At 69.9% G+C, this 24,439-nt stretch carries 20 protein-coding genes; 10 read left to right on the forward strand and 10 right to left on the reverse strand.

Annotation, left to right across the window (positions count from 1 at the left end; translation table 11 throughout):
- Positions 1-79 precede the first annotated feature (79 nt).
- Positions 80-2,920 (forward strand): hypothetical protein, encoded by a 2,841-nt coding sequence (locus ASC87_RS21265; RefSeq protein WP_235582235.1) that lies wholly within the window; start codon positions 80-82, stop codon positions 2,918-2,920.
- A 27-nt stretch (positions 2,921-2,947) separates the two neighbouring features.
- Positions 2,948-3,925 (forward strand): AEC family transporter, encoded by a 978-nt coding sequence (locus ASC87_RS21270; RefSeq protein ID WP_056667002.1) that lies wholly within the window; start codon positions 2,948-2,950, stop codon positions 3,923-3,925.
- On the opposite strand, the gene ASC87_RS21275 is transcribed toward ASC87_RS21270, so the two are convergent.
- On the reverse strand, positions 3,926-4,228 hold the full coding sequence (locus ASC87_RS21275; protein ID WP_056667005.1) for an antibiotic biosynthesis monooxygenase: 303 nt from the start codon (positions 4,226-4,228) through the stop codon (positions 3,926-3,928).
- A gap of 124 nt (positions 4,229-4,352) precedes the next feature.
- On the opposite strand from ASC87_RS21275, the gene ASC87_RS21280 reads away from it, so the two are divergent.
- Positions 4,353-6,521, forward strand: a complete 2,169-nt coding sequence (locus ASC87_RS21280) for an IgaA/UmoB family intracellular growth attenuator (protein ID WP_056667008.1) — start codon at positions 4,353-4,355, stop codon at positions 6,519-6,521.
- Between the two features lie 40 nt (positions 6,522-6,561).
- On the opposite strand, the gene pcaF is transcribed toward ASC87_RS21280, so the two are convergent.
- Entirely contained in the window at positions 6,562-7,764 is a 1,203-nt protein-coding gene (pcaF, locus tag ASC87_RS21285; RefSeq protein ID WP_056667011.1) for a 3-oxoadipyl-CoA thiolase, read from the reverse strand.
- A gap of 404 nt (positions 7,765-8,168) precedes the next feature.
- On the opposite strand from pcaF, the gene ASC87_RS21290 reads away from it, so the two are divergent.
- The 5 genes from ASC87_RS21290 (at position 8,169) to ASC87_RS21310 (ending at position 13,262) form a co-directional block, all read left to right on the forward strand.
- Positions 8,169-9,449 (forward strand): HD-GYP domain-containing protein, encoded by a 1,281-nt coding sequence (locus tag ASC87_RS21290; protein WP_056667015.1) that lies wholly within the window; start codon positions 8,169-8,171, stop codon positions 9,447-9,449.
- Positions 9,446-11,530, forward strand: a complete 2,085-nt coding sequence (locus tag ASC87_RS21295) for a bifunctional diguanylate cyclase/phosphodiesterase (RefSeq protein ID WP_056667018.1) — start codon at positions 9,446-9,448, stop codon at positions 11,528-11,530. Before ASC87_RS21290 ends, ASC87_RS21295 begins: the two co-directional genes overlap by 4 nt.
- A 93-nt stretch (positions 11,531-11,623) precedes the next feature.
- On the forward strand, positions 11,624-11,944 hold the full coding sequence (locus ASC87_RS21300) for a DUF1840 domain-containing protein (RefSeq protein WP_369820782.1): 321 nt from the start codon (positions 11,624-11,626) through the stop codon (positions 11,942-11,944).
- A 20-nt stretch (positions 11,945-11,964) separates the two neighbouring features.
- Positions 11,965-12,591: a YbhB/YbcL family Raf kinase inhibitor-like protein gene (locus ASC87_RS21305; RefSeq protein ID WP_056667026.1), complete on the forward strand. Its 627-nt coding sequence runs from the start codon at positions 11,965-11,967 to the stop codon at positions 12,589-12,591.
- On the forward strand, positions 12,588-13,262 hold the full coding sequence (locus tag ASC87_RS21310; protein ID WP_056667031.1) for a histidine phosphatase family protein: 675 nt from the start codon (positions 12,588-12,590) through the stop codon (positions 13,260-13,262). The genes ASC87_RS21305 and ASC87_RS21310 overlap by 4 nt, the downstream gene beginning before the upstream one ends.
- Positions 13,263-13,286: 24 nt before the next feature.
- Here the strand turns inward: ASC87_RS21310 and ASC87_RS21315 are convergent, their stop codons facing one another.
- Positions 13,287-14,288 carry a tripartite tricarboxylate transporter substrate binding protein gene (locus ASC87_RS21315; protein WP_056667034.1) on the reverse strand — a complete coding sequence of 334 codons (1,002 nt, stop codon included), beginning with the start codon at positions 14,286-14,288 and terminating at the stop codon, positions 13,287-13,289.
- Between the two features lie 190 nt (positions 14,289-14,478).
- Positions 14,479-15,534 carry a Holliday junction branch migration DNA helicase RuvB gene (gene ruvB / locus ASC87_RS21320; protein WP_056667037.1) on the reverse strand — a complete coding sequence of 352 codons (1,056 nt, stop codon included), beginning with the start codon at positions 15,532-15,534 and terminating at the stop codon, positions 14,479-14,481.
- A 54-nt stretch (positions 15,535-15,588) separates the two neighbouring features.
- Here ruvB and ASC87_RS21325 point away from each other — a divergent pair, with 54 nt between their 5' ends.
- Positions 15,589-16,002, forward strand: a complete 414-nt coding sequence (locus tag ASC87_RS21325; RefSeq protein ID WP_056667040.1) for a copper chaperone PCu(A)C — start codon at positions 15,589-15,591, stop codon at positions 16,000-16,002.
- A gap of 5 nt (positions 16,003-16,007) precedes the next feature.
- Here ASC87_RS21325 and ASC87_RS21330 read toward each other — a convergent pair whose 3' ends face one another.
- The 3 genes from ASC87_RS21330 to asd form a co-directional block, all read right to left on the reverse strand.
- Complete coding sequence (locus tag ASC87_RS21330) at positions 16,008-17,405, reverse strand: lyase family protein (RefSeq protein ID WP_056667043.1); 1,398 nt, start codon at positions 17,403-17,405, stop codon at positions 16,008-16,010.
- Between the two features lie 68 nt (positions 17,406-17,473).
- Positions 17,474-18,580 (reverse strand): ChuX/HutX family heme-like substrate-binding protein, encoded by a 1,107-nt coding sequence (locus tag ASC87_RS21335; RefSeq protein WP_056667046.1) that lies wholly within the window; start codon positions 18,578-18,580, stop codon positions 17,474-17,476.
- An 11-nt stretch (positions 18,581-18,591) separates the two neighbouring features.
- Positions 18,592-19,437, reverse strand: coding sequence for an archaetidylserine decarboxylase (asd, locus tag ASC87_RS21340; protein ID WP_056667051.1), 846 nt, complete (start codon positions 19,435-19,437; stop codon positions 18,592-18,594).
- Between the two features lie 88 nt (positions 19,438-19,525).
- On the opposite strand from asd, the gene ASC87_RS21345 reads away from it, so the two are divergent.
- On the forward strand, positions 19,526-20,641 hold the full coding sequence (locus tag ASC87_RS21345; protein WP_056667621.1) for a metallophosphoesterase: 1,116 nt from the start codon (positions 19,526-19,528) through the stop codon (positions 20,639-20,641).
- Here ASC87_RS21345 and ASC87_RS21350 read toward each other — a convergent pair.
- Genes ASC87_RS21350 through ASC87_RS33320 form a run of 3 tightly spaced genes read right to left on the reverse strand, consistent with a single transcriptional unit; the run spans position 20,631 to position 24,429 of the window.
- Positions 20,631-23,138 carry a cbb3-type cytochrome c oxidase subunit I gene (locus ASC87_RS21350; protein ID WP_056667054.1) on the reverse strand — a complete coding sequence of 836 codons (2,508 nt, stop codon included), beginning with the start codon at positions 23,136-23,138 and terminating at the stop codon, positions 20,631-20,633. The genes ASC87_RS21345 and ASC87_RS21350 overlap by 11 nt on opposite strands.
- Positions 23,135-24,040, reverse strand: a complete 906-nt coding sequence (coxB, locus tag ASC87_RS21355; RefSeq protein ID WP_056667057.1) for a cytochrome c oxidase subunit II — start codon at positions 24,038-24,040, stop codon at positions 23,135-23,137. The genes ASC87_RS21350 and coxB overlap by 4 nt, the downstream gene beginning before the upstream one ends.
- Entirely contained in the window at positions 24,037-24,429 is a 393-nt protein-coding gene (locus tag ASC87_RS33320) for a cytochrome c family protein (RefSeq protein WP_056667061.1), read from the reverse strand. The genes coxB and ASC87_RS33320 overlap by 4 nt, the downstream gene beginning before the upstream one ends.
- Between the last annotated feature and the right edge of the window lie 10 nt (positions 24,430-24,439).

Raw genomic sequence — 24,439 nt, forward strand, 5'->3', positions numbered from 1 at the left:
GGCGGATCTCGAGGGTTTGACATCTCGTGCTGCTGCGCGGCTGTCGTCGCTCCGTCGGGCCGATGCGTTGGATCCCGCTTTGCATGATCCGGTCGGACGCGAGGGCGCCGCGGCGCTGCACGTGGTTGGTGCGGGCGCGTCTTGGCACCGCAGCCGACTGCGCGACGCGGCGCTCGTCGACCACGTGTTGCCCGTGGCGCTGAGGGCATTGGGCGCCACGCTGAAGGAGATTCCCGCTTGCCAGCGCGCGTTGCGGGGCTTTGCCGACCACCTTGTGCAAGTGGACGACACGGACAGCTTCGCTGCTTTCCTTGGCCGATGGAACGGTGACGAACCGGTGAACATCCTGCGGGCGGAGGCGCTGCTTGACGCGTACCTGCAGGCGCTGGCTGACACGGCGGTGCAGCAGTCGCTGCATGAAGCCGTGCAGACACTCGCCGGCATGCCTGCCGAGGAACTCGACGCACGACAGGCGGGCGCCGACACGTCGTTTCCGGCCCTGCTGGACAGCGCGCAGCTGCTGCCTCTGCTGCCGCCGCCGGAGCAGACCCTCATTCGGGATGCGCGACGCAACCGTGCCGTTCCGTCCCTGATCTATTTCAGCAGCGACTTGCTGCTCGCCGGTCATGGGGGACTTTCGGGCTGGCTCCAGATGCAGCGCGATGGCCGTGAGGCGCAAGCGCGCGAATTGTTCATGAACGGCTTCGGCGTGCCGCGGGAGCGGGAACTCGCGATTCTCGACAGGCTCCAGGCGCAAGCCGGAGTCGAACCGCAACTGCGAATCCGGATCCTGGGATCGAACACCTATGTCGGCAGCCTGGGAGCTGCCCCGTCCCGTCCATCAAGACCCGCCGCGCCGCCCGCGCCTCACATCCTGACGGTGCGTGCCGAGTCCGTGGGGTGGTTCCGGGCACGACAGGATGATGCCTGGCTGTTGAACCACGTCTATGCAGGCGCCGGACTGTCCACGCGTGCCGTGGTCGCCATGCGCATCAAGGCGCTGGCACGCCTCGCCAAGTCCCTGGGGCAAGATTCCCTGCGGGCCTTCCTGCCATGCTGGAAGAATGATGAACCGAAGGAACTCGCGCAATTCGAGGCCTTCCTCGAATCCGATACAGGCGCGGATGTGGCGTACTACACCCGCTCGGGGCTCGATGACCTCTGGCGCCTGGACGTTGGGCGCCGACACCCTTCCGCCGCCGAACTCGATCACCTGGATTTGTCCAGCGGCATGCGGCTGAGGGAGATGCTGCCTCCTCGGGAGGATGATCTGATCGGGCAGGTCGCGAAGGAGTTCGAGCGTCGCAAGGCGTCCGCATCGGCGGTCAAGAGCCAGGGACATGCACTGGCCCACTTCAGCGCATACCTGCTCGGCAAGGACATCGGCGGGCTGTGGGAGTGGGGCCTCATGCAGCGTGGCGATCAAGAGCCGCAGACCCGGGGCCGGGCCAAACTGTTGCTCGACAAGTTCAGGGAAAGTGTCCCCGCCAATTCCGATGCCAGGAAAAAGCTGTTCGGGCCGTTGCGTGTCATCCAGGATCTTGCCGGCGCCGACGACGGATATCGCTTGCTGGCACAGCGAGGGCGGCAGGCCAGGCTTGGCGAAACCTCCGGCGCGTTGGAGGCGGAAACGCCGGCCAATCTGCTCGATTCGATGCGCGAGGGGCTCCATTCCGCCTGGGCCGGACAACGGCAGCGCAGCGGGCGGCCGCGTCCCCTGCCGGTGGTGGCGGCTGGTCCGGGTGCGCTCGCCCCTTCCTCCTCCGGCACCCTGGCGCCCAGGATCGACATTGGCGTGATACCCCGGCGCGCGCGCACCCCTCGGTTCGAGGGCGGCGAGCTGGGGCGGGGCGAGGGCATCCCGGGAGACGCCGTGAAGTCCGAGCCGGTGTCCGCCGACTGGCACGCACCGGGGCCGCGGCCCTCCGTCTTTGTGGAGACCGAACTGGACCAGGCACGCACGGCCTTCCATCGCCAACTCGGGGAATACTGCGACCTGACGGCCGATCGCGCGGAGTGGCATGCGCATCTTGATTTGAACGACCGCGTCCTGGTTCGCCACCGGATGGAGCCGAGGCTGGATCACGACAACAAGTTTCCGCTGCGCAGCCCGATCGACCCACTGGGCCGCGTGCATGACCGCTACGCCGGGCCGGACGGGGCTTGCCATCCGAACGTTCGTCTCGAGGCCATGGCGCTCAGCAGCGGCTTTCGAAGCTACTTTCGGGCGATGGCCAAATCGGATGGTCGGCTGCGCCTCGATTCCAGCAGTCTTCAGGAGGCGGTGGCGCGGCTCGAACGCGATGCGGCCAGCGAACTGATGCGCCTTGTTCGCGAGGAACCCCGGCAGCAGCCACGCCTGCAGCCGCGTCGACTGGAAGCGTCGGATGTGCAACCGCACGAGCACGCGCTGATCGGCCAGTACGGGTTGTTCGTGCCGCGTTCGCCGAAGTCGGAGGAACGGCCCACGCTTTCCAACGGGCGCATCCTGGGCTTCTACATGGGCGCGCTGGTCGAGAATGACGATGACCTGGCGCGCACGGAAGACACGCACCCTGACTACGCGCACTATGCGATCGACACGCGTCCGATGGGCAAGAGGCTGATGATGTACTCGGCACTGGGGGCAGCCAACAGCGTGGCGTTCGCCAACACCGCGCTGCTGCCGGATGCGGGCGAGCCCGCGTTCGATCGTCGACGGCTCAATGCGATGTTCGTCGAGTTCGATGCGTCGCTGACAGGCAGCGCAGGCCGTGCCCACCGGGAAAGATTGCTGGCGCTCGTGGCGCTGGACAACCTGTTCGATGGCGATCAGCCCGAGGCCCAGGTGCTCGTCGACTATGGCGACAACTTCCTGGCCAACTTCCAGGAGCCGGTGCCGCCTTCAGAGCCTGTCAAGCACGAACCGCACGGAGGGTAGGCCCGCCTCGGGCGATACTCCGTGGCGATGTCCCTCGCGCCTGTCCTTCTCAAGCTCCTCGCCATCCTGTGCGTGATCGCGCTCGGTTACGTGGTGGGCCGGCTCAAGTGGCTGGGTGACAACGACCCGGCGCGCACGCTGGGGAATGCGGCGTACTACATCTTCGTGCCGGCGCTGCTGTTTCGCACCACCGCGCGGCTCGATCTGGCGGCGATGCCCTGGGGCACGCTGGTCGCGTTTTTCGTGCCGGTGCTCGTGTTGATGGCCGGGGTCTACGCGGTGTTGCGCTGGCGGCTCCAGCCGGGCGAGCCGGTGGCCGGGCCGTGTGTGCGGGCCATCAGCGCGTGTTTCGGCAACAGCGTGCAGATGGGCATCCCGATGGCCGCGGCGATGTTCGGTGAAGCAGGGTTGTCGATCCACGTGGCCATCGTCAGCCTGCACGCGCTGACGCTGCTCACGGTGCTGACCGCCCTCGTCGAGATGGACCTGGCCCGCGACCGCGCCCGCCAAGGCACGGAGGACACCCACCTCGGCCGCATGCTGCTGGCCACCGCCCGCAACACGATCATCCACCCGGTGGTGCTGCCCATCCTCGCGGGCCTCGCGTGGAATGCCCTGTCGCTGCCGCTGCCGGGCCTCGTGGACGAAACGCTGCTGCAGCTCGGCCAGGCCGTGGTGCCGCTGTGTCTCGTGCTGATCGGGATGTCGCTCGCCTACTACGGGCTGAAGGGGGCGCTGCGCGGTGCGCTGGCGCTGTCCGCACTCAAGCTCGCGGTGTTGCCGCTGGCCGTGCTGGTGGTGGGGCACTGGGTGTTCGGCCTCACCGGGCTGCCGCTGGCGGTGGTGGTGATGGCCGGCGCGCTGCCGGTGGGCAACAACGCGCTGATCTTCTCGCAGCGGTACCGCACGCTGGAAGCCGAGGCCACCGCCACGGTGGTGGTCTCGACCGCCGTGTTCGCGGCCACGGCCCCGCTGTGGCTGTGGGTGTTGAGCCTGCTGGGCTGATCAGGTCGAACGGGCCACCAGGTCGAAGTGCTCGACCACGGGCGGCGCCGCGAAGAACGGGCCCACGATGGCGCGCCACTGCGGGAACAGCGGGCCTTCGCGGAAGTCCTTCATGTGGTTGTCCAGGGTGCCCCAGTAGATCGTCAGCAGGTAGCGTTCCGGCGACTCGATGCCACGGTTGACCTTGTAGCCGTGGAAGCCCGGCGACTTCGCGATCAGCGTTTCGACAGCGCGTTGGATGGCCTCGTCGAACGCGGCGTTCTGGCCGGGGTGGATGCGGATGTCGGCGACTTCGAGAATCATGGATGGGCTCCAGGGGGGAAACCTCAAGCATAGGGCCTGCCGCCCCCCATCAAGGGGAGGGCGCCGCACGCGGCTGCCCACCACAATGACGCTCCTCCGTTTTGTCCCTTGATTGCCTGGCGCCATGCTCACCCTCAAGTTGTTGCTTTTCCTCGCCGTGCTGGGCTGGTCTCTCTACAGCGCCGCGGTCTACTGGAGCCGCCGGGGTGACAACAAGCAGGCGCTGCGCACGCTGCAGACCGACGGGCGCCCCGAGCGCCCGCTGTCGCTCGAAGAATCCGTCGCGCTCGCCCCGTTCCTGTTCGAGCCATCCCGGCCGGGACAGGCCATGCCGTTGCGGCGCGACGGCGTGTTCGTGCTCCACGGCGAGTACGTGCGCCACGGGCTGACCACGGGCCAGGGCGGTGAAACCATGCACGACACCATCGGTGGCGTGGAGGTGATCCTGCCGTACGACGCGCGCGACTTCCTCGAACCCACGAACCGCGCCGAGGTGGTCTTCACCGAGAAGTTCGCCCTGGTGGTGGGGCTCAACGGATCGTTCGACCTGCTGGGAGGGCGCGCCCGCGCGTTGCGCCGCCAGCAGCAGGACCAGCAATGGCAGACCGGCAAGGCGGGTGAGGTGCCCGACGTGGCGCCGATGCCCGATGGCGAGCAGGCCGACACGGTGCGCGAGTCGCTGCGGGTCGAGATCCTCGGCCAGCGCGCCGAAACGCCCGCCGAGGTGGCCGCGCGGTCGGGGCCGGGCGTGGGCCTGGTGCCGGCGCTGCTGTGGGTGCTGGCGTTTGTCGCCCTCGGCATCGCCAGTGTCGTGGACCCCGGGTCCCGGATGTTCTGGTTCGTGCCGGCCTGCGGTCTCGCGGTGCTGGCCGTGTGGTGGGTCTGGGGCCGGCGGCGTGCCGCGGGGCCGGGCAAGGTCAACCGGGTGCGTGGTCACGTCACCGCCATCGCGTTGCCCGCGCAGGGTGGCACGGGCGTGGGCCTCGTGCGCTGGTTCGTGGGCGACAAGTTCCCGCTCGAACTGCCGGCGCACTGGCAGGTGAGGTGGGCCACACCGCCCGAAGGCCCGGTGGACGTGGAGATGCGGGTCGATGGCCACACCGCGGTGCGGTTCGGCCGCGCCCTGTCCATCGATGACGAGGTGACCCGGTTCTCACCCGTGCACTGGGGGCGCCACGCGCTGCTCGCGGTGGTGGGCGCGGTCGCGGTGGCCGCGCTGCCGATGTGGGCCGACGACCTGCCCAACGACCTCGTGCTCACCAGCGCGTGGATCCGGCATGGCGAGCCGCAGTCGTTCGACCGGCCGGACCGGCTGGCCGCGCAGCGGCCGGCCATCGGCACGCCGGTGCACCTGTTCGGGCAGGCCGAGTGCGATTGGCGCGCCGATCCGGGCCACGCCCCGCGCATCGATTGCACCCGCCTGCGCTGGGGGGCTGCCGGCGCCGTCACGGCCCCCATCGAGGTGGACGCCCTCACGCGGTCGTTGCACGAGGGCGACTTCCTCCACGCACGCAGCGATCCGCGGCTCGAGCTGATGCTGCAGCTGCAGCTGATGGGTGGCGGGGATCCGCTCGCCCGCTACCAGGCCTCGGCCAATGCACCGAAGCTCGTGACCGGCCTCGCCGACCTCGTGCGTTCGGTCGAAGCGGCGTGTGCCACCGCGTCGGGTCCGTGCGACACCTTGCGCACCGGCCTGGTCGACGGCTTGATGGTCGACGATCCCCAGGCGCCCAAGGACTGGGCCGGCTGGGTGCGGCAGGCCGCCAGCGGTGAACTCACCGGCGACCGCGGCGTGGCCGTGATGCGTGCCAGCGCGGTGTCCGGCGTGCTGCAGGCTGCCCGCGCGGTGGCCGACCAGCGTGCGGGCGCGCTGGTCGCGGCCGCATTGGCCGCCCGCCAGGCGCCCGAGGCCGGCGTCGTCCTGCTCGACGTGTTGCCGGGCGGGGACACGCACCTGCCGCCGCCCCCCGAGGAGACCGGTGCGCTCGCGTTCATCGATCAACTCAATGGCTCACAAAGTGACCATTTACGTCAGCCGTTCGACGTGGACGGCCTGCTCGTCGGGCGCCACACGGGGCCTGGCGGGGCCACGGTGCTTCAGATCGATGCGCTGCGCCGCCTGGGCGACCCGTGGCCTTCGTTGATGCGGGCCGGGTGGCTGGCCCTGGGGCTGGGGTTGCTCGTGCTGCACGGGGTGCTGTTCGGGCTGAGGTTCCGCGCGGCGCGGGGTCGCAGCCGGGCGGTGGGCGCGTTCATCGACGAGCGGTGGCCCACCGCCGCCTTCCTCGGCTGAGAGGCTGACCCGTTCAGGATGGCCCCGAAGGGCCGTTCGATCAGACCCGCTCGACGATCACCGCGATGCCCTGGCCCACGCCGATGCACATGGTGCACAGCGCGTACCGCCCACCGGTGCGGTGCAGCTGGTTGATGGCGGTGGTGACCAGGCGGGCACCGCTGGCCCCCAGCGGGTGGCCGAGGGCGATGGCGCCGCCGTTCGGGTTCACGCGCGCGTCGTCGTCCTTCAGGCCCAGGTCGCGCAGCACGGCCAGGCCCTGGGCGGCAAACGCCTCGTTCAGCTCGATCACGTCGATCTGGTCGAGTGTCAGGCCGGTCAAGGCCAGCACCTTGCGCGTGGCCGGGGCCGGGCCCATGCCCATGATGCGCGGGGGCACGCCGGCGGTGGCCATGCCCACCACGCGGGCGCGCGGTGTCAGGCCGTGTTTCGCGGCGCCGGCTTCGCTGGCCAGCAGCAGCGCGCACGCGCCGTCGTTGACCCCCGAGGCATTGCCGGCGGTCACGGTGCCGTCCGGGCGCACCACCCCCTTGAGCTTCGCCAGCACCTCGAGGCTCGTTTCGCGGGGGTGCTCGTCCCTGGAGACCACGATCGGGTCGCCCTTCTTCTGCGCGATGGTCACCGGGGTGATCTCGGCGTCGAAGAAGCCGGCCTTCTGCGCTGCCACGGCCTTGAGCTGGCTCGCCAGGGCCATGCGGTCCTGCGAGAGGCGGTCGATCTTGTAGTCGGTGGCCACGTTCTCGGCCGTCTCCGGCATCGAGTCGACGCCGTGGAGTTCCTTCATCAGCTTGTTGACGAAACGCCAGCCGATGGTGGTGTCGTAGATGGCGTTGTTGCGGCTGAACGCCGACTCGGCCTTCGGCATCACAAAGGGGGCACGACTCATGCTTTCAACACCCCCCGCCACCATGAGCTGCGCTTCACCGCTCTTGATGGCACGTGCGGCGGTGCCCACCGCGTCCATGCCCGAACCGCACAGGCGGTTCACGGTGGAACCGGGCAGGTCCAGCGGCAGGCCGGCCAGCAGGCTCGACATGCGGGCAACGTTGCGGTTGTCCTCGCCGGCCTGGTTGGCGCAGCCGAAGATCACGTCGGTGACGGCGGCCCAATCGACCTTCGGGTTGCGGGCCATCAGCGCCTTCAGCGGGATGGCGCCGAGGTCGTCGGCCCGCACGGACGACAGGGCGCCGCCGTAGCGGCCGAAGGGGGTGCGAATCGCATCGCAGATGAACGCGTGGGACATGGAAAGCTCCAGGATGAAACGGTCAGGGTGGCTGCGGCGCTGGGTGTGGATGCGATGCGGCGGTCGGGTGACGGCGGGCGGGGCGCCTTCTGGGCGCGGCACGGGCCGTGGGCGAGGGTGTGCCTCGAGTTTAAGTCGCCTGAAACGCCAACTTCGTCACCCGGGCGACGGCCGTGCGGCCTGCGGCACGCGATGGCCGCCAATCGCCCACGGACATGCCGGCCGCGCCTCGCGTTCCGTCATGCGGAATGGCCTGCACGCCGGACCGGTCTTGCCATGAGATGGCCCTGTCATTTGTGTCAGGTGCGCGGGTGTCCGCACGGACTTAACCTCAAGTCTCGGGGCGTGACGGCCGACAACGCCTTACCAGCCGCGATTTTGTGCCGGCCCACGCGGTTCACGGGATGAAAGACGTCTTGCCACCATCGTTGATCGAGGTCCAGAAGCTCCGCGTCGGGATGTTCATCCATCTCGACGTGGGCTGGATGGCGCATCCGTTTCCGATGAGCAGCTTCAAGATTTCCTCGGCCGACCAGATCGCCACCATCCGTGGCCTGGGCAAGGCGAGCATCCGGTGGAGCCCCGACAAGAGCGACCCCGACCCGGCGGATGCCGCCGTCGCCGTGGTCGAGGCACCCGCGCCGGTGGCGGAAGCCCGGGCGGAAACGCCCCAGGCTGCGCAGGCTCGCCGTCACCGCGAGGCGCTTGCCGCGTCACGGGCCCGCCTGACGCTGTGCGAGCGGCAGTTCGCCGAGGCCACCCGCGCGTGCCGCCAGGTCACCGAACTGGTGCCGAGCCAGCCCGAGCGGGCCGGCGAGCAGGCCGAAGCGCTCGGCCGCACCTTCGTCGACAAGATGCTGGGCGACCAGGAGATGTGCATCCGCCTGCTGACCGACGCGGCGGGCGACAAGGCGTCCCACCACGCCGTCAACGTCACGGTCATCTCGCTGCTGATGGGCCGCACCTTCGGGTTGTCGGAGTCCGAGATGATGGACCTCGGGGTGGGGTCGCTGATGCACGACATCGGCAAGCTCGAGCTGCCCGAGCGCGTGCGCCACCGCGAGGAGCACTTCACGGCGGCCGAGAACCAGTTCTACCAGGAGCACGTGGCGCACGGTGTCACGCTCTCGCGCAAGATGGGCCTGCAGCCGGGTGCCGCGCTGGTCATCGCGCAGCACCACGAACAGGCCGACGGCAGCGGTTTCCCGCTCAAGCTCAACAGCGACCGCATGACCACCGCGGCGCGCATCGTGTCGCTGGTGAACCGCTACGACAACATGTGCAACCCGCATGTGCCGTCGCGTGCGCTGACCCCCCACGAGGCCCTGTCGCTGCTGTTCGCGCAGGGCAAGAACCGCTACGACACCGCCATCCTCGGCGCGTTCATCCGCATGATGGGGGTGTACCCGCCGGGCTCCACCGTGCAGCTCACCGACGACCGCTACGCGCTCGTGATGTCCGTCAACTCCACCCGGCCGTTGAAACCCACGGTGCTGGTGCACGACCCCAAGGTGCCGCGCGACGACGCGCTGCTGCTCAACCTCGAGCGTGAACCGCGCCTCGGCATCCGCCGCAGCCTGAAGCCGCAGCAGTTGCCCAGCGAGACCCTCACGTACCTGTCGCCGCGTCCGCGCATCGCCTACTACTTCGAACCGAACCACGAGCCCGAGGACGCCCTTTCATGACCGCACCCGACGCGCGGGGAGCCTGGTCGATCCTGATCGAGGGGCTGCTCGATGCGGTATGGCTGGTGGATGCCACCACGCTGCGCATCGTCGGGGCGAATGCGGCGGCGGGCACCCTGCTCGGGGTCGACCCCGGCACGCTGCTGTCGCGCACCGCGGCCGAGCTGAGCGCCACGCCCGAAGACCTGGCCTTCTGGCAGAGCGTGGCCAACGGCTGGCAGGACGCCATCATTTCCGAATCCCTCGTGCGGCGCTTCAACGGGTCGGTCGTGCCCGTCACGCGGCGCGTGAACCGCGTCGAGTCCCACGGGCAGGCCATCTACGTCGTCGTCTTCCACGACCGCAGCGCCCACCAGGCCACGCAGGACGAACTCGAACACCGCCTTTCGGAGTTGCGGGCCACGCTCGAATCCACCGCCGATGGCATCCTCGTGACCGACCTCAGCGGCGCCATCCGCGGCTTCAACCGCCGGTTCGCCGCGCTGTGGAACCTGCCGGAAGACCTGCTCACCCAGCGAGACGACGCGGCGGTGCAGGCGTGGATGCGGCGCAGCGTGGTCGATGCCGCGGATTACGGACGCCGACTCGCCGCCATCCAGGACGCCACGCTGCTGCAGACGAGCGATGTGTTCTCGCTGCACTCGGGCCAGGTGATCGAACGCGTGACCCTGCCGCAGTGCAGCCGCGGCCAGCCCATCGGGCGGGTGTTCTCGTTCCGCGACATCACCGAAAAACTCGCGGCCAGCCAGCGCATCGAGGAACTGAGCCAGACCGACCCGCTCACCGGCCTGCCCAACCGCCGGCTGCTGGCCGACCGGGTGGAGTTCGCGCTGGCGATGTCGCAGCGCAACGGGCATTCGTTTGCGCTGATGGTGGTCAACCTCGATCGCTTCAAGCACATCAACGACACCTTCGGCCTCGGGTTCGGCGACCGGGTGTTGCTCGAGGTCACCGACCGCATCAAGGGCTGCCTGCGCAGCCTCGATACCGTGGCCCGCCTCGGCAGCGACGAATTCGTGCTGCTCGTGCACAAGGCCGACGCCACCGGCGCCGAGGCCACCGCGCGGCGCGTGATCGACGCGATGTCGCGGCCATTCCGCATGGACGCGATCGAATTCACCGTCACTTGCAGCATCGGCGTGGCGCTGTGCCCCGACGACGGCGACAACCTCGACGAACTGATGCGCCGCGCCGACGCCGCGATGCACCGCGTGAAGGAACTGGGCCGCGCGAGTTTCCGCTTCCACCAGCCGCACGCCGACGCCGCACCGCGTTCGCAGATGCAGATCGACCACGCGATGCGCCAGGCGCTCGTCAGCGGCCAGTTCCGCCTGCACTACCAGCCCCAGATCGACCTCGGCACGGGCCGCGTGATCGGTGCCGAGGCGTTGATCCGCTGGCGCGACCCGGTGCTGGGCGACGTATCGCCGGCCGAATTCATCCCGCTGGCCGAAGAGAGCGGTTTCATCATCGCCATCGGCGACTGGGTGCTGGCGCAGGCCGTCAGGCAAGCCGTCGAGTGGCGCAACGCCGGCTGGGAGATGCCGGTGTCGATCAACGTGTCGGCGCTGCAGTTCCAGCAGGCGGACTTCATCGAGCGGGTGTCCGCCACCGTGAAGGCCGCCGGCCTGCCGCCGCAGTTGCTTGAACTCGAACTCACCGAATCCATCCTGATCCACGATGCCGAAGACGCACTGCACCGGCTGAAGGCGCTGGAGCAACTCGGTGTCATGCTGGCCATCGATGACTTCGGCACGGGTTACTCGAGCCTCGCGTACCTCAAGCGCTTCCCGATCGACCGGCTCAAGATCGACCGCAGCTTCATCCGCAGCCTGCCGGGCGACGGCGGCGACATGGCCATCGTGAACGCCATCGTGCAACTGGCCCACGCGATGCAGCTGCGCGTGATCGCCGAGGGGGTGGAGACCGAGCCGCAGCGCCAGTTCCTGCTCGACGCCGGCTGCCACGAGTTCCAGGGGTTCCTGTACTCGCCGGCGCTCGACGTGGACGCGTTCGAGCAACGCCTCGGCCGCTCGGCTCCGGCCGTCACCAAGCCTTCGGTGCGGCTCGTGAAAGGTTAGCGCCCCGCGCCGCCTGGTCATCCCGACGTTCACCGGGGTAAAGGCTACCGGGCACAATCGTGGTTCGTCCCAACCCGAGGAGACTGCCGCGTGATGTACAAATTCAAATCCAAGGCCGGAAGTGACGTGATCATGATGGGCCCCAACGGAGACGAGGTGCTGCGCCTGATCGGCAAGGGGTCGTCGCCGAAGGGCATCATCGAGCCCGCCGGGATGCCGGCCGCCATTGCCGCGATCGAACAGGCCGTGCTGGCCGACGAAGCCGCGCGCAAGCAGCAGGAGGCGGACGCCGAGGCGGAAGGCAAACCGCTGGGTCCGCGCGAAGGCGTCACGCTGCGCCAGCGTGCGTGGCCGCTCGTCGAGCTCATGAAACGCGCGCACCCGGCCGGGCACGACATCGTCTGGGGCGTCTGACAGTCTCTGAGGACATCACCATGAAACTGCACAGCGACGACTTCACCGACGGGCAGCGCCTGCCCACCCGCTTCGCCGCCGGCCAGCCCGACGGCACGGGCCAGGCCACGTTCTCCGACAACGTGAACCCGCACCTCGCGTGGTCCGACGTGCCCGCGGGCACGCAATCGTTCGTGCTCACCTGCCACGACCCCGACGTGCCGAGCCGCGGCGACGACGTGAACCAGCCGGGCCGCGAAGTGCCCGCCAGCCTGCCACGGGTCGACTTCTTCCACTGGACCCTGGTGGACCTGCCGGCCTCCGCGCGCGAGATCGCCCGGGGCGAGTTCAGAGACGGGTTCACCACGAAGGGCAAGGCCGGCCCGGCCACGCTGCATGGTGCGCGCCACGGCTTGAACGACTTCACGGGCTGGTTCGCCGGGGACCCGGCCATGGCCGGCCAGTACTTCGGCTACGACGGGCCGTTCCCGCCGTTCAACGATGCCATCCCGCATCACTACGTGTTCACGCTGTACGCGCTGTCGGTGCCGAAGGTGGCCGTCGATGGCGCGTTCACCGGCCCGCAGGTGCGCGCCGCCATTGCCCCCCACGTGATCGGCCAGGCCGCGATCACCGCCACGTACACGCTGAACGCCCGCCTGCTGTGAACCCCACCCGCATCCTCGCCATCCGCCATGGGGAAACCGCCTGGAACGTCGACACCCGCATCCAGGGCCAGCTCGACATCCCGCTCAACGCCACGGGCCGCTGGCAGGCCGGGCAACTGTCGCGCGCGGTGGCCCACGAGGGCCTGAGCGCCATCTACACGAGCGACCTGCTGCGGGCGCACGAAACCGCCGAGGCCGTGGGGCGTGGCGCGGGCCTGCCGCTCGTGAAGGACATGGGGCTGCGCGAGCGCGCCTTCGGCGTGTTCCAGGGCCGCACGTTCACCGAGATCGAAGCCGCGTGGCCCGAGGCGTCGATGCGCTGGCGCAAGCGCGACCCCGACTTCGTCCCCGAGGGCGGCGAATCACTGCGTGTCTTCTACGACCGCTGTGCCACCACCGCCACGCGCCTGGCCGCGGCCCACCCGGGCGAAACCATTGCGTTCGTGGCGCACGGCGGTGTGATGGACTGCCTGTACCGCCTGGCCACGCGCGTCGACCTGCAGGCGCCCCGGTCCTGGCTGCTGGGCAACGCCAGCATCAACCGGCTGCTGTACACACCCGAAGGGTTCACGTTGATCGGCTGGAGCGACACCCAACACCTCGACGGTGTGGCCCGCGACGAAAGCAACGACGCGGCCGGCCCGGCCGACCGCGTGGGGCACGCCGCATAGCGTGAAACACTGCACCAGGGCCCGTCAGGTCTTCTCGAGCTTCAGCAGGGATACCACGGCGGACGCCATGGACTGTTCGAGCGCGATGAAGTTCTGCAACTCCTTGCCCGTCAGCGTGGACCCGATCCACTGGTTGTCTTGCAGGGATTGCCGCCATGCGGCCGATTCGGTCGCACGGATGACGGCGCGGGCCAGCGTGTCGCGCTGATCGGGCGGCGTGTTGGCCGACGCGAACACGCCGCGCCAGTTGGCGAGGTCGGTCTCCACGCCTTGCTCGCGCAGGGATGCGATGCCGAAGTTGCCGCGGCGGGACGACACCGCCAGCGGCCGCAACAGCTTGGCATCGAAGGCAGCCTTGAACTCGCTGTAGCCGGAGATGGCCACGGTCGCGTCGCCGCGCTGCAGCGCGGCGACGGCGTCCTTGCCGCTGCTGGTGGGCGTGTAGCGCAGTGCCGCCACGTCGGTTTTCAGCGCCCGGAGCAACATGGCCGCGAGCATGTGGTCCACGCCGCCGGCCGAGCCGCCGGTGAACGTGACGCGGTCGGGCCGCTGCTGCAGGTTGGCCGCCAGGTCCTTGAACGTTCGGAACGGGGACGACGTGGGCACGGCCAGCACCAGGTAGTCACTCGTCAGCCGGGCGATGGGCACCACTTGCTTGAACAGCGCTTCCTTGTGCGACAAGGCCACGGCGCCCACCATGACAAGGCCGCCGATGATCAGGGCGCCGGGGTCGCCCGCGTGGCGCACTGAGAATTCCTCGAGGCCCACGATGCCACCCTGGCCGCCCTTGTTTTCGTAGTCGATCTGCTGCGCGGCGCCGGCCGACTGCAACGCGGACCCGAGGTGCCGGCCCACCTGGTCCCAGCCGCCCCCTGCGCCGGCGGGCACGAAGATCTTCAGGCGCGGGAACGCCTCGCCTTGGGCACCCGGCGTGCGGGCGCGGGCCGCCTGTGCCCGCGCGAACGTGGGGAGTCCGCTGACGGCCAGGCAGCCCGCGCTCAAGATGCTGTTGCGACGAGTCCACATGGGCCACACGCTCCTTCCAGGTTGTGATGTCGATCGAGCCGGCCGCCACGCGGCGGGCGGAAGATCCGTGCGGCGAGTGTTGTGGCGAACGGCAGCCGGGCAGGCCGGGGAAACCCCGGGGGCTGAAGCTGCGACGGCCAATTGACAGCATATCGTGTTCGGTCTGACAGCTGGCCGCGGGGCACCAACGTCAGTCGAACAGGTCGTTCCCGCCCGCCCGTTTCGGGGGCGTGACCCCAAGGTGGCGGTAGGCCGCCAGCGTGGCGATGCGCCCGCGCGGCGTGCGCTGCAGGAACCCTTGCTGGATCAGGTACGGCTCGATCACGTCCTCGATGGTGTCGCGTTCCTCACCGATGGCCGCGGCCACGTTGTCGAGGCCCACGGGGCCACCGTCGAAGCGGTGGATCACCGCTTCGAGCAGCTTGCGGTCCATCACGTCGAACCCTTGCGGGTCCACGTCGAGCATCTTCAGCGCACGGTCGGCCAGCGGCTTGTTGATGCGGCCGTCGCCCTTCACGTCGGCATAGTCGCGCACCCGGCGCAGCAGCCGGTTGGCGATGCGGGGGGTGCCGCGCGAACGGCGCGCGATCTCGAATGCGCCCTCCTGGTCGGTGCCCACGTTGAGCAGGCCGGCCGATCGGAACACGATGCGCGCGAGTTCCTCGTCGGTATAGAACTCGAGCCGCGCCACGATGCCGAAGCGGTCGCGCAGCGGGTTGGTCAGCATGCCGGCACGGGTGGTGGCGCCCACGAGGGTGAACGGCTGCAGGTCGAGCTTGATGGAGCGTGCGGCCGGGCCTTCGCCGATCATGATGTCGATCTGGTAGTCCTCGAGGGCCGGGTACAGGATTTCCTCGACCACCGGCGACAACCGGTGGATCTCGTCGATGAACAGCACGTCATTTCGTTCGAGGTTCGTCAGCAGCGCGGCGAGGTCCTTCGGCTTTTCGAGCACCGGGCCCGAGGTCTGGCGCAGGTTCACGCCCAGTTCGTTCGCGATGATGTGGCTGAGCGTGGTCTTTCCGAGCCCCGGCGGGCCGAACAGCAGCACGTGGTCCATGGCCTCCGAGCGCTTTTTCGCGGCACCGATGAAGATCTCGAGCTGCTCGCGTGCCTTCACCTGGCCCACGTATTCGGCCAGGCCCTTCGGGCGCAACGCCCGTTCGATGGCCTCCTCGTTCGGCGAGGCCGGTGCGGCGCTGACCACCCGGCGCACGGGTTCGAATTCGTCGGTCTGGATGCTCATGCCTGCATTATCCCGGTTGACCGACAATGCGGGCTCCCTGGAAGAGGAATCGCGATGAACCTGAAATCCATCGGCGCCCTGCTGCTGGCGCTGTCCACCACCACCGCCTGGGCGGACATCCGTGTCGAGCAGCCCTATGCCCGCGCCACCGTGCCCGGCCAGATGGCTGGCGGCGGCTACCTGCAGGTCCAGAACACCGGCAAGGCGCCCGACCGGCTGCTGTCGGTGAGCGCCGGCGTGTCGGCCTCGGCCGAGCTGCACACGATGTCGATGGACGGCGACGTGATGCGCATGCGCGAGGTGGACGGCATCGACGTGCCCGCCGGGCAGAAGGTCGAGCTCAAGCCGGGCGGTTTGCACATCATGTTCATGGGCCTGAAGGCCCCGCTGAAGGCGGGCGACACCTTCCCGGCCACCCTGAAGTTCCAGAAGGCCGGCGACGTGAAGGTGACGGTAAGCGTGCGTTGACCGGTCTACGGCCCGGTCAACTTCACCGGGTCCAGCAGCGTCTCCAGCTGCGCCCGGCCCAGGTCGGTGTGCTCGTCGGCCACGTCGAGGATGGGCCGGCCTTCCTTGTAGGCGATCTTCGCGATCTCGGCGGCCTTCAGGTAACCGATCAGCGGGTTCAGCGCCGTCACGAGGATGGGGTTGCGCGACAGGGCGTGCTTGAGCTGCGCCTCGTTGACCTTGAACGTGGCCACGGCCTTGTCGGCCAGCAGCCGGCTCGTGTTCGCGAGCAGCTGGATCGACTCCAGCACGTTGCGCGCGATCACCGGCAGCATCACGTTCAACTCGAAGTTGCCGGACTGCCCCGCCACCGTGATGGCCGCATCGTTGCCGATCACCTGCGCGGCCACCATCGCCGTGGCCTCGGGGATCACCGGGTTCACCTTGCCCGGCATGATGGACGACCCCGGCTGCAGCGCCTCGAGTTCGATCTCGGCGAGGCCCGCGAGCGGGCCCGAGTTCATCCAGCGCAGGTCGTTGGCGATCTTCATCAAGGCCACCGCCGTGGTCTTGAGCTGGCCGGACGTGGCCACGATGCTGTCCTGGGCGCCCATCACCGCGAAGAAGCTGGGCGCGGGCGTGAACCTGAGGCCGGTGGCGGTGCTCAGCTCGGCCGCGAACTTCTCGGCGAAGTCGGGGTCGGTGTTGACGCCGGTGCCCACCGCGGTGCCGCCCTGTGCGAGCCGTTGCAGCGCCGGCAGCGTGGCGCGCAAGTGGCCCGCGGCGTCTTCCACCTGTTGTGCCCAGCCATCGAGCACCTGGCTCAGGCGCACGGGCATCGCATCCATCAGGTGGGTGCGGCCGGTCTTGACGTGTTCGTACACCGTGCGGCCCTTGGCCCGCAGGATGGTCTGCAGGTGGTCGAGTGCGGGCAGCAGGTCGTTGTGCAACGCGATCGCGGTGCTGGCGTGCAGCGCGGTGGGAATCGCGTCGTTGCTGCTCTGGCTCGCGTTCACGTGGTCGTTGGCGCTCACCGGTGAACCGAGCGCACGGGCCGCGAGCGTGGCGATCACCTCGTTCGCGTTCATGTTGGTGCTGGTGCCCGACCCCGTCTGGAACACCTCGACGGGGAAGTGTTCCATGCGCTGGTTGTCAGGCAGCGCGAGCAACTGGTGGATGGCCCCGCCGATGGCGTCGCCGAGGGGAGGGGGCAACGCGCCGAGCGACACGTTGGCACGGGCGGCAGCGGCCTTCACGAGCAGCAGCGCCCGCACGAACCCGACCGGCATGCGCTGGCCGCTGATGTGGAAGTTGTTGACCGCCCGCTGGGTCTGTGCGCCGTAGAGCGCGTCGGCCGGCACGGCGAGTTCGCCCATGCTGTCGCGCTCGAGGCGCGTCTTGGCGGCGGAGGAAGAAGTGGACATGCTGGCTCCTGGGGCCCGGGGGAACCGCAGTGTCCTCCGAACCCGGGCGCCCTGCGCGCCCGGAGGCCTTAAGACGCGGCGCCGGGCAGGCCTTTGGAGAGGGTGCGCCACGCGTCCGGCTGCGGCTGGCCGCGTTCGCGCACGCCGAAGAACGTGACGGCCAGGCGGCCTTGGCGATCGTAGAACTCCACCGACACGATGCCACCGCGGGTGACCCGCCAGCCGCGCACGATGTCGTTTTCGTTCAGCCGCAGGTTGAGTCCCGGGTCGAGCACCAGGAACCAGTCACCGCCCACGGCCGTCTTGTGGATGGCGCCGCTGAAGATCTGGGTCACGCCGCCGTTGCCCACGAAGGCCATCAGGGGCACACCCTGTTCAGCCGCGCCGGTGAGCAGCTGGCGCATGGCCTTCGGCTTGAGGGGTTCGGCGGCGCCGGCGGGTGCGAGGCGCAGGGCCTGTTCGCGATCCACGCCAAAACGCGTGAGCAGTTCGGGGAAGCGGTGCACGTTGTCGATCTCGCGCCACGCGGCCTGCAGGCCGGCGCGGTCCACCGCGGCATCGGGTGTGGCCGCGGGGGCGGCCGGGGTCTGGACGAGCGCGAGCGGTGCCGGTGCAGGCTGGCGCAGGTCGGCGACCAGGCGGTCGAACACCTCGGCGCGGTCCGGGTCGCGTGACGTCAGCTTGAAGACGAGCGTGCCCTGCGCGTCGAAGAACTGCAGGCTGCGCTGCACCTGGCCGTTGCGGCCCGGCGGCGGCGTCACGGCGAACGCGTGGCGCCAGACGGGGAACTCGAAACGCAGGTCGATGGGGCCGCCCAGATACCCGCCGACGGACTCGGCGCCGGCATCGGCGAGGCGGGTGGGCACCCCGGTGCGTTCGAGCACGGCGCTGTCGCTGCGGGTGTGGGCCGTGACCTCGCCCAGGTCCAGCGCACGGCGCAGGATGGTGCGGGCGGCGTCGCCCCCGTCCTGCAGGCGCACGGCCGTGCCGTGCTGACCGGTGGCGATCACCTCGGCCTCCGACACCCCGAGCTTCGCGGCAGCATCGCGGGCCGACAGGCGGGGCTGGCCGGCCTTGGCGGCGGCGAGGCGTTCGGGCAGCGGGGCGGACGCCGGCGGGGCCGACTGGCAGGCCGCCAGCGTCAGGATGAGGGCGAGGGGCAGCAGTCGGCGCATCGGGGTGGATCTCAGGTCTTGTTGGCCATCAACTCGCCCAGGCGCACCGCACGCTGCGGGGCCCAGGTGGGGTTGAAGGCCAGCGGCAGGTCGGGGAACAGCAGCACCACGGTGGAGCCGAGCAGGAAGCGGCCCATCTCCTCGCCCTTCTTGAGCGCCACCTGCTTGCCGTCGTAGGTCCATTCGCGCACCTCGCGCGTGCGGGGCGGGTTGACCACGCCGTGCCACACGGTGGCCATGCTGCCCACGATGGTGGCACCCACGAGCACCAGCACGAACGGGCCGCGGGCCGAGTCGAACACACACACCACCCGTTCGTTGCGTGCGAACAGGCCGGGCACCCCACGGGCGGTGGTGGGGTTCACCGAAAACAGCGCACCGGGCACGTAGATCATGCGGCGCAGCCGGCCGTCACACGGCATGTGGATGCGGTGGTAGTCGCGCGGGCTCAGGTAGATGGTGGCGAAGTGGCCGTTCTCGAACTGCTTTGCAAGCGTGGTGTCGCCGCCCACCAGCGCCGAAGTGGAGTAGCGGTGGCCCTTGGCCTGGAAGATCTGGTCGCCCTCGATGCGGCCGTGCTGGCTCACCGCGCCATCCACCGGACACACGAGGTCGGCCTTGGCGATGGGGCGCACGCCGGGTTTCAGCGCGCGGGTGAAAAACTCGTTGAAGGTCTTGTAGCCGGCCGGGTCGCCGTGGGCGGCCTCGGTCATGTCGACGTTGTAACGCTTGATGAACCACTCGATCAGGCGCGTGGTGGCAGGGCCCGCCGGGGTGGAGGCGACGCGGCCGCCGAACGCGGTCAGCGCTTGCTTCGGCAGCAGGTATTGCGGCAACACGGCGAGTCGATCGGACATGGGACAGCCTGGGAACACAGAGGGGCCGCATTGTATCGGCCGCCGCCCCGGCCATTGAATCCGCAGGGACGGCCCGCACATGGGGTCGATGACCCGCCTGTTCCTGTTTGCGTTGTCGGCCGTGTTGCACTTGTACCTCGGCCTCCGGCTGGGGCCCGACCTGCCCGCCGGGCACATCGCCTTCGGGATGTTGCTGGTGGCGTCCGCCGCGCTCATGCCCCTCGGCCTGCTGGCCACCCGGTGGCGTTCGCGCCGTTTCGCCGACACCGCCGCGTGGGTGGGGCTGCTGCTGATGGGCCTGTTTTCCTCGGTGTTCGTGCTGACCTTCGTGCGAGACGCCGTGCTGCTGGCCGCCTGGCCGTTCGGCGGTTTGCCAGGCACGTGGGTGTCCGGTTCGGCGGTGGCCGTGCTCGCTGCCGCCGTGGTGGCCACGGCGGCTGGTTTCCTGAACGCCCGCCGCACGGCCGCGGTGGTGCGGGTGGACGTGCCCATCGCGGGCCTGCCGGCCGCGCTCGAGGGGTTCACCATCGCGCAGATCACCGACATCCACGTGGGCCCCACCATCAAGGCCCGCTACGTCCAGGCCATCGTTGACCGTGTGAACGGCCTGAACCCCGACATGGTGGCCGTGACCGGCGACCTGGTGGACGGCACGGTGGCCGAACTGGCCGACCACGTGGCCCCGCTCGGCCGCCTGGCCTCGCGCCACGGCACCTACGTGGTGACCGGCAACCACGAGTACTACGCCGGCGCCCACGCGTGGATCGACGAGCTGCGCCGCCTGAAGCTCACCGTGCTGATGAACGAACACGTGGTGCTCGACCATGGCGCGGGGCAGGTGGTGGTGGCCGGCGTGGCCGACTGGTCGGCCCACCACTTCGACCCGTCGCACCGCAGCGACCCGGTGGGCGCCATTGCGGGGTCGCCGGCCCGGGCGGGCGCCCGGCTGCTGCTGGCGCACCAGCCGCGCACCGCCACGCTCGCGGCCGGCGCGGGCTACCACCTGCAACTGTCCGGCCACACCCATGGCGGCCAGTTCTTTCCCTGGAATTTCTTCGTGCCGCTGCAGCAGCCGTTCACCGCAGGGCTGCACAAGCTGAAGGACCTGTGGGTCTACACGAGCCGGGGTACCGGCTACTGGGGGCCGCCCAAACGCTTCGGGGCTCCGTCGGAAATCACCTGCTTGCGCCTCGTCAGCGCATGACCCACGCGGTGGCGTGGGGCAGCAACGCCACCACCACCCCCTGCGCGCAGCCGCCCCACCACAGCAGCGCGCTGTTGTCGAACGTGCCGTGCTGGTGGGGCCGCAGGAGGCCGCGGGCGATGCGCGCCGCGCAGAACATCGCCACCAGCGCCATCACTGCCACGTGGAACCCCTGGTAGCCCAGCAGCGCGGCCACCGTGGCCCCCCAGGCCGTGGCGGTGGGCACGAGGCCTGCCACGCGGTGCGCGTCGAGCTGCAAGCCGAAACCCCCGGCGGCCAGCACGGCCGCCAGGCCGATGGCGGCGAGCCCGGCCCAGCCCACCGGCCGTTCGTGCCGTCCGCGGCCGGCCCACGCCATCGCTGCCGCGCTGGCCACGAAGGCCAGTGCCGAGGCCACCACGGCACCGAACGCGGGCAACGTGCCGCCGGGTGGCGGGCACGTCACCGCGGCCATCGACACGTGCACGTGGGCAAACGCCATCGACGCGAGCACGGTGGTATCCACCACCAGCAGGATCACCATCGCCCACCAGGCGTGCGAACGCATGCCGGTGGCGCCCACCCGCAGCCGGACGTGGTCGCCCACCTGGGCGGTGGCGGCGCCCGGCGAGCGGTCGGTCTCCCACAACCAGCCGATCGTGGCGCCGATGGTCAGCACCCCGAAGGCCAACGCCGGTACCAGCCACTTCAGGGTCAGCAGGAAGAAGAACGCGGCCGTGCCCAGTGCCGCCAGCACGGGCAGCCTGCTCGGGCCCGGCAGCACCAGCACGTGCGACAGGGTGGCTTCGCGTGGTGACGTGACCAGCGTCTCACGCCGGCCCGTGGCCGAGCCCGGCAGCCAGTGCTGGCCGGCCACCACCTCGTTCGCGAGGCCGGGCTGGTGCCAAAGCGGGTCGGCCGACGTGACCTGCGGGATGCTTCGGGTGCCGTAGTTCTCCGACGGCAGCCATTCGAGCGTAGGGGCGTTCCACGGGTTGCCGTGGGGTTGGTCCGGCCGGCGCAAGGTGCGCACGGCGTCCACCAGCACCACGGCGATGCCGGCCGCAAGCACCACCGCGCCTACCGACGACAGCAGGTTCGGCAGGTCCCAGCCCAGGCCTGGCGCATACGTGTAGACCCGCCGCGGCATGCCCATCAATCCGGCGATGTGCATCGGGAAAAAGGCCAGATGGAACCCGGCGAACACGAGCAAGAACGCGCGGCGCCCCGTGCGTTCACCGAGGCGGTGCCCGTTGGCCAGGGGAGCCCAGTGGTACAGCGCGCCGAGGATCGGGAAGAGGACCCCGCCGATCAGCACGTAGTGGAGGTGGGCGACGATGAAGTAGGTGTCGTGCACCTGCCAGTCGAACGGCAGGATGGCGACCATCACGCCGGTCAGCCCGCCGAACACGAACGTGAACAGGAACCCGAGCACGTAGAGCGTGGGGGTGTCGAAACGCACCGTGCCGCGCCACAGCGTGCCGATCCACGCGAACACCTGCACCGCCGTGGGCAGGGCCACCGCCAGGCTGGCGGCCGACACGATGTTCATCGACAACCCGCCGAGCCCCGCGGTGAACATGTGGTGGGCCCACAGCAGGAAACTGATCAGGCCCACCGCGGCGAGCGCCCACACGATGGCGCGGTGGCCCACGAGGGGTGTCTGGGCCAGCGCCGGCAGCATCGCCGACACCAGCCCGGCCGCGGGCAGGAAGATGATGTAGACCTCCGGGTGGCCGAAGAACCAGAACAGGTGCTGCCACAGCAGCGGGTCACCGCCGCGTTCGGCGATGAAAAAGGGCCAGTCGAAGGCCCGTTCCAGTTCGAGCAGCATGGTGCCGGCGATCACCGCGGGGAACGCGAACACGATCATCAGCGCCACGACCAGCATCGCCCACGCGTAGACCGGCATCCGCGCGAGGGTCATGCCTGGCGCGCGGGTCATCAGGATGCCGACGATCAGCTCGATGGCGCCCGCAATGGCCGAGATCTCGATGAACCCGATGCCCAGCAGCCAGAAGTCCGCATTGAGCCCGGGCGAGTGCACGCGGCTGGTCAGCGGCGGGTACATGAACCAGCCGCCATCGGGCGCGACACCGAAAAACAGCGTGCAGAAGAAGGCCGCACCCCCGAACGCATAGGCCCAGTACGCATAGGCCGACAACCTCGGGAACGGCAGGTCGCGAGCGCCGAGCATGTTCGGCAGCAGGTACACCGCCACGGCCTCCACCACCGGCACCGCGAACAGGAACATCATCACGGTGCCGTGCATCGTGAACACCTGGTGGTACGTGCCGGCGCCCATCAGCTGGCCGCCGGGCAACGCCAGTTGAGCGCGCATCAGCAGCGCGAGCACGCCGGCCAGCACGAGGAAAACGAACGCGGTGGCGATGTACAGCTTGCCGATGTACGTGTTGTTGACGGCGGTGAAACGGCCCCAGCCGGAGGGCATCCGCCACACGGCCTCGAGGCGTGGCAGTTCGCCGGGCGGGCGGGGCAGCTGGTTGGGCAGGGTCATCGCAGCGCCTCGAGGTAGGCGCCCAGGGCGTCCAGGTCGGCCGGAGGCAGGTGGGCGTTCGACGGCATGCGGGCGCCGGGCTTGAGCCGCTGCACGTGCGCCACCCAGGTGGCCATCGCGCCGGGCCCGTTGGCCAGGGTGCCGGCACCAAGGTGCAGGCGGCTCGCGACGTGGGTCAGGTCGGGGCCCGCCGTGCCGCCGTCGAAAGTGCCGCGCACCGTGTGGCACTGTGCGCAGGCGCGCTTGGAGAACAGGCGCTGCCCGCGCTCGGCCAATGCGGACACCGCCGGGGCGGCGGCTTGTGCCTGCCCGGCGAGCCAGCGGTCGAAGTCGGCGGGTGGCAGCACCACGACGTGAAGCCCCATGCGCGCGTGTTGTTCGCCACAGAACTCGGCACAGGCGCCGCGGTAGGTGCCCGGGGTGTGGGGCGTGATCACGAGGCGGTTCACGCGGCCCGGCACCAGGTCCATCTTGCCGCCGAGCGCGGGCACCCAGAAGCTGTGGATCACGTCGTCGCTCGCCAGCCCGAGGTGCACCGGGCGCCCCGCCGGCAGCCGCAGTTCGTTCGCGGTGGCCACCGGGCGGCCGGTGGTGGGGTCGGTGTACTGCACCTGCCACCACCAGGATCGCCCGGTGACCCCGACCACGAGGGCCCCCGGTGGCGCGGGGGCGTCGAGGCCCGCGGTGCGCCAGGTGCTGTAGGCACCGAGCGCGACGAGCACCACCCCGGGCACCACCAGCCCCGCCCCGACGATCCAGCGGCGGGTGGACACCGGACCGGTGCGCCGGCGCACCGCCATCGCGAGCACGGCCATCGTGGCGGCAAACACCAGCGTGCCGCCGCCGATGAGCACCCAGGCCACCTCGGCCAGCACGTCTGCCTGGGTGGACGCCGGGTTCATCGCAGGGCCATGAGGTAACCCGCCATGTCGCGTGCGTCGGTGCCGGTGACACCGAGGTCCGGCATCGCGGTGCCGGGCACCAGCGAGGCGGGCGAACGCAACCAGCGCTGCAACATTTGCGGCTCGTTTTGCACTTGTCCGGCAATGTAGCTGCGGCGTCCCCACGCGGTGAGGGGCGGGCCGGCGGTGCCGGCGGCCGCGGGCACCTCGGGGATCACATGGCACCGGCCGCACTGGTACTGCGCCAGCAGGCGCTGGCCGCGGGGCGCGTCGGCACCGTCGACGCGGGTGTAGCGCGCATCCGGGGCGGGGTCCGCGCGCCCGCACGCGCCCAGCAGCAGCGGGGCCAGCAGCAGGGCCAGCGGCAGGCAGGGGCGGAAGTCGGTCATCTGAGTGTCC

Source organism: Rhizobacter sp. Root1221 (genome assembly GCF_001425785.1).
Taxonomy (GTDB): Bacteria; Pseudomonadota; Gammaproteobacteria; order Burkholderiales; family Burkholderiaceae_C; genus Rhizobacter.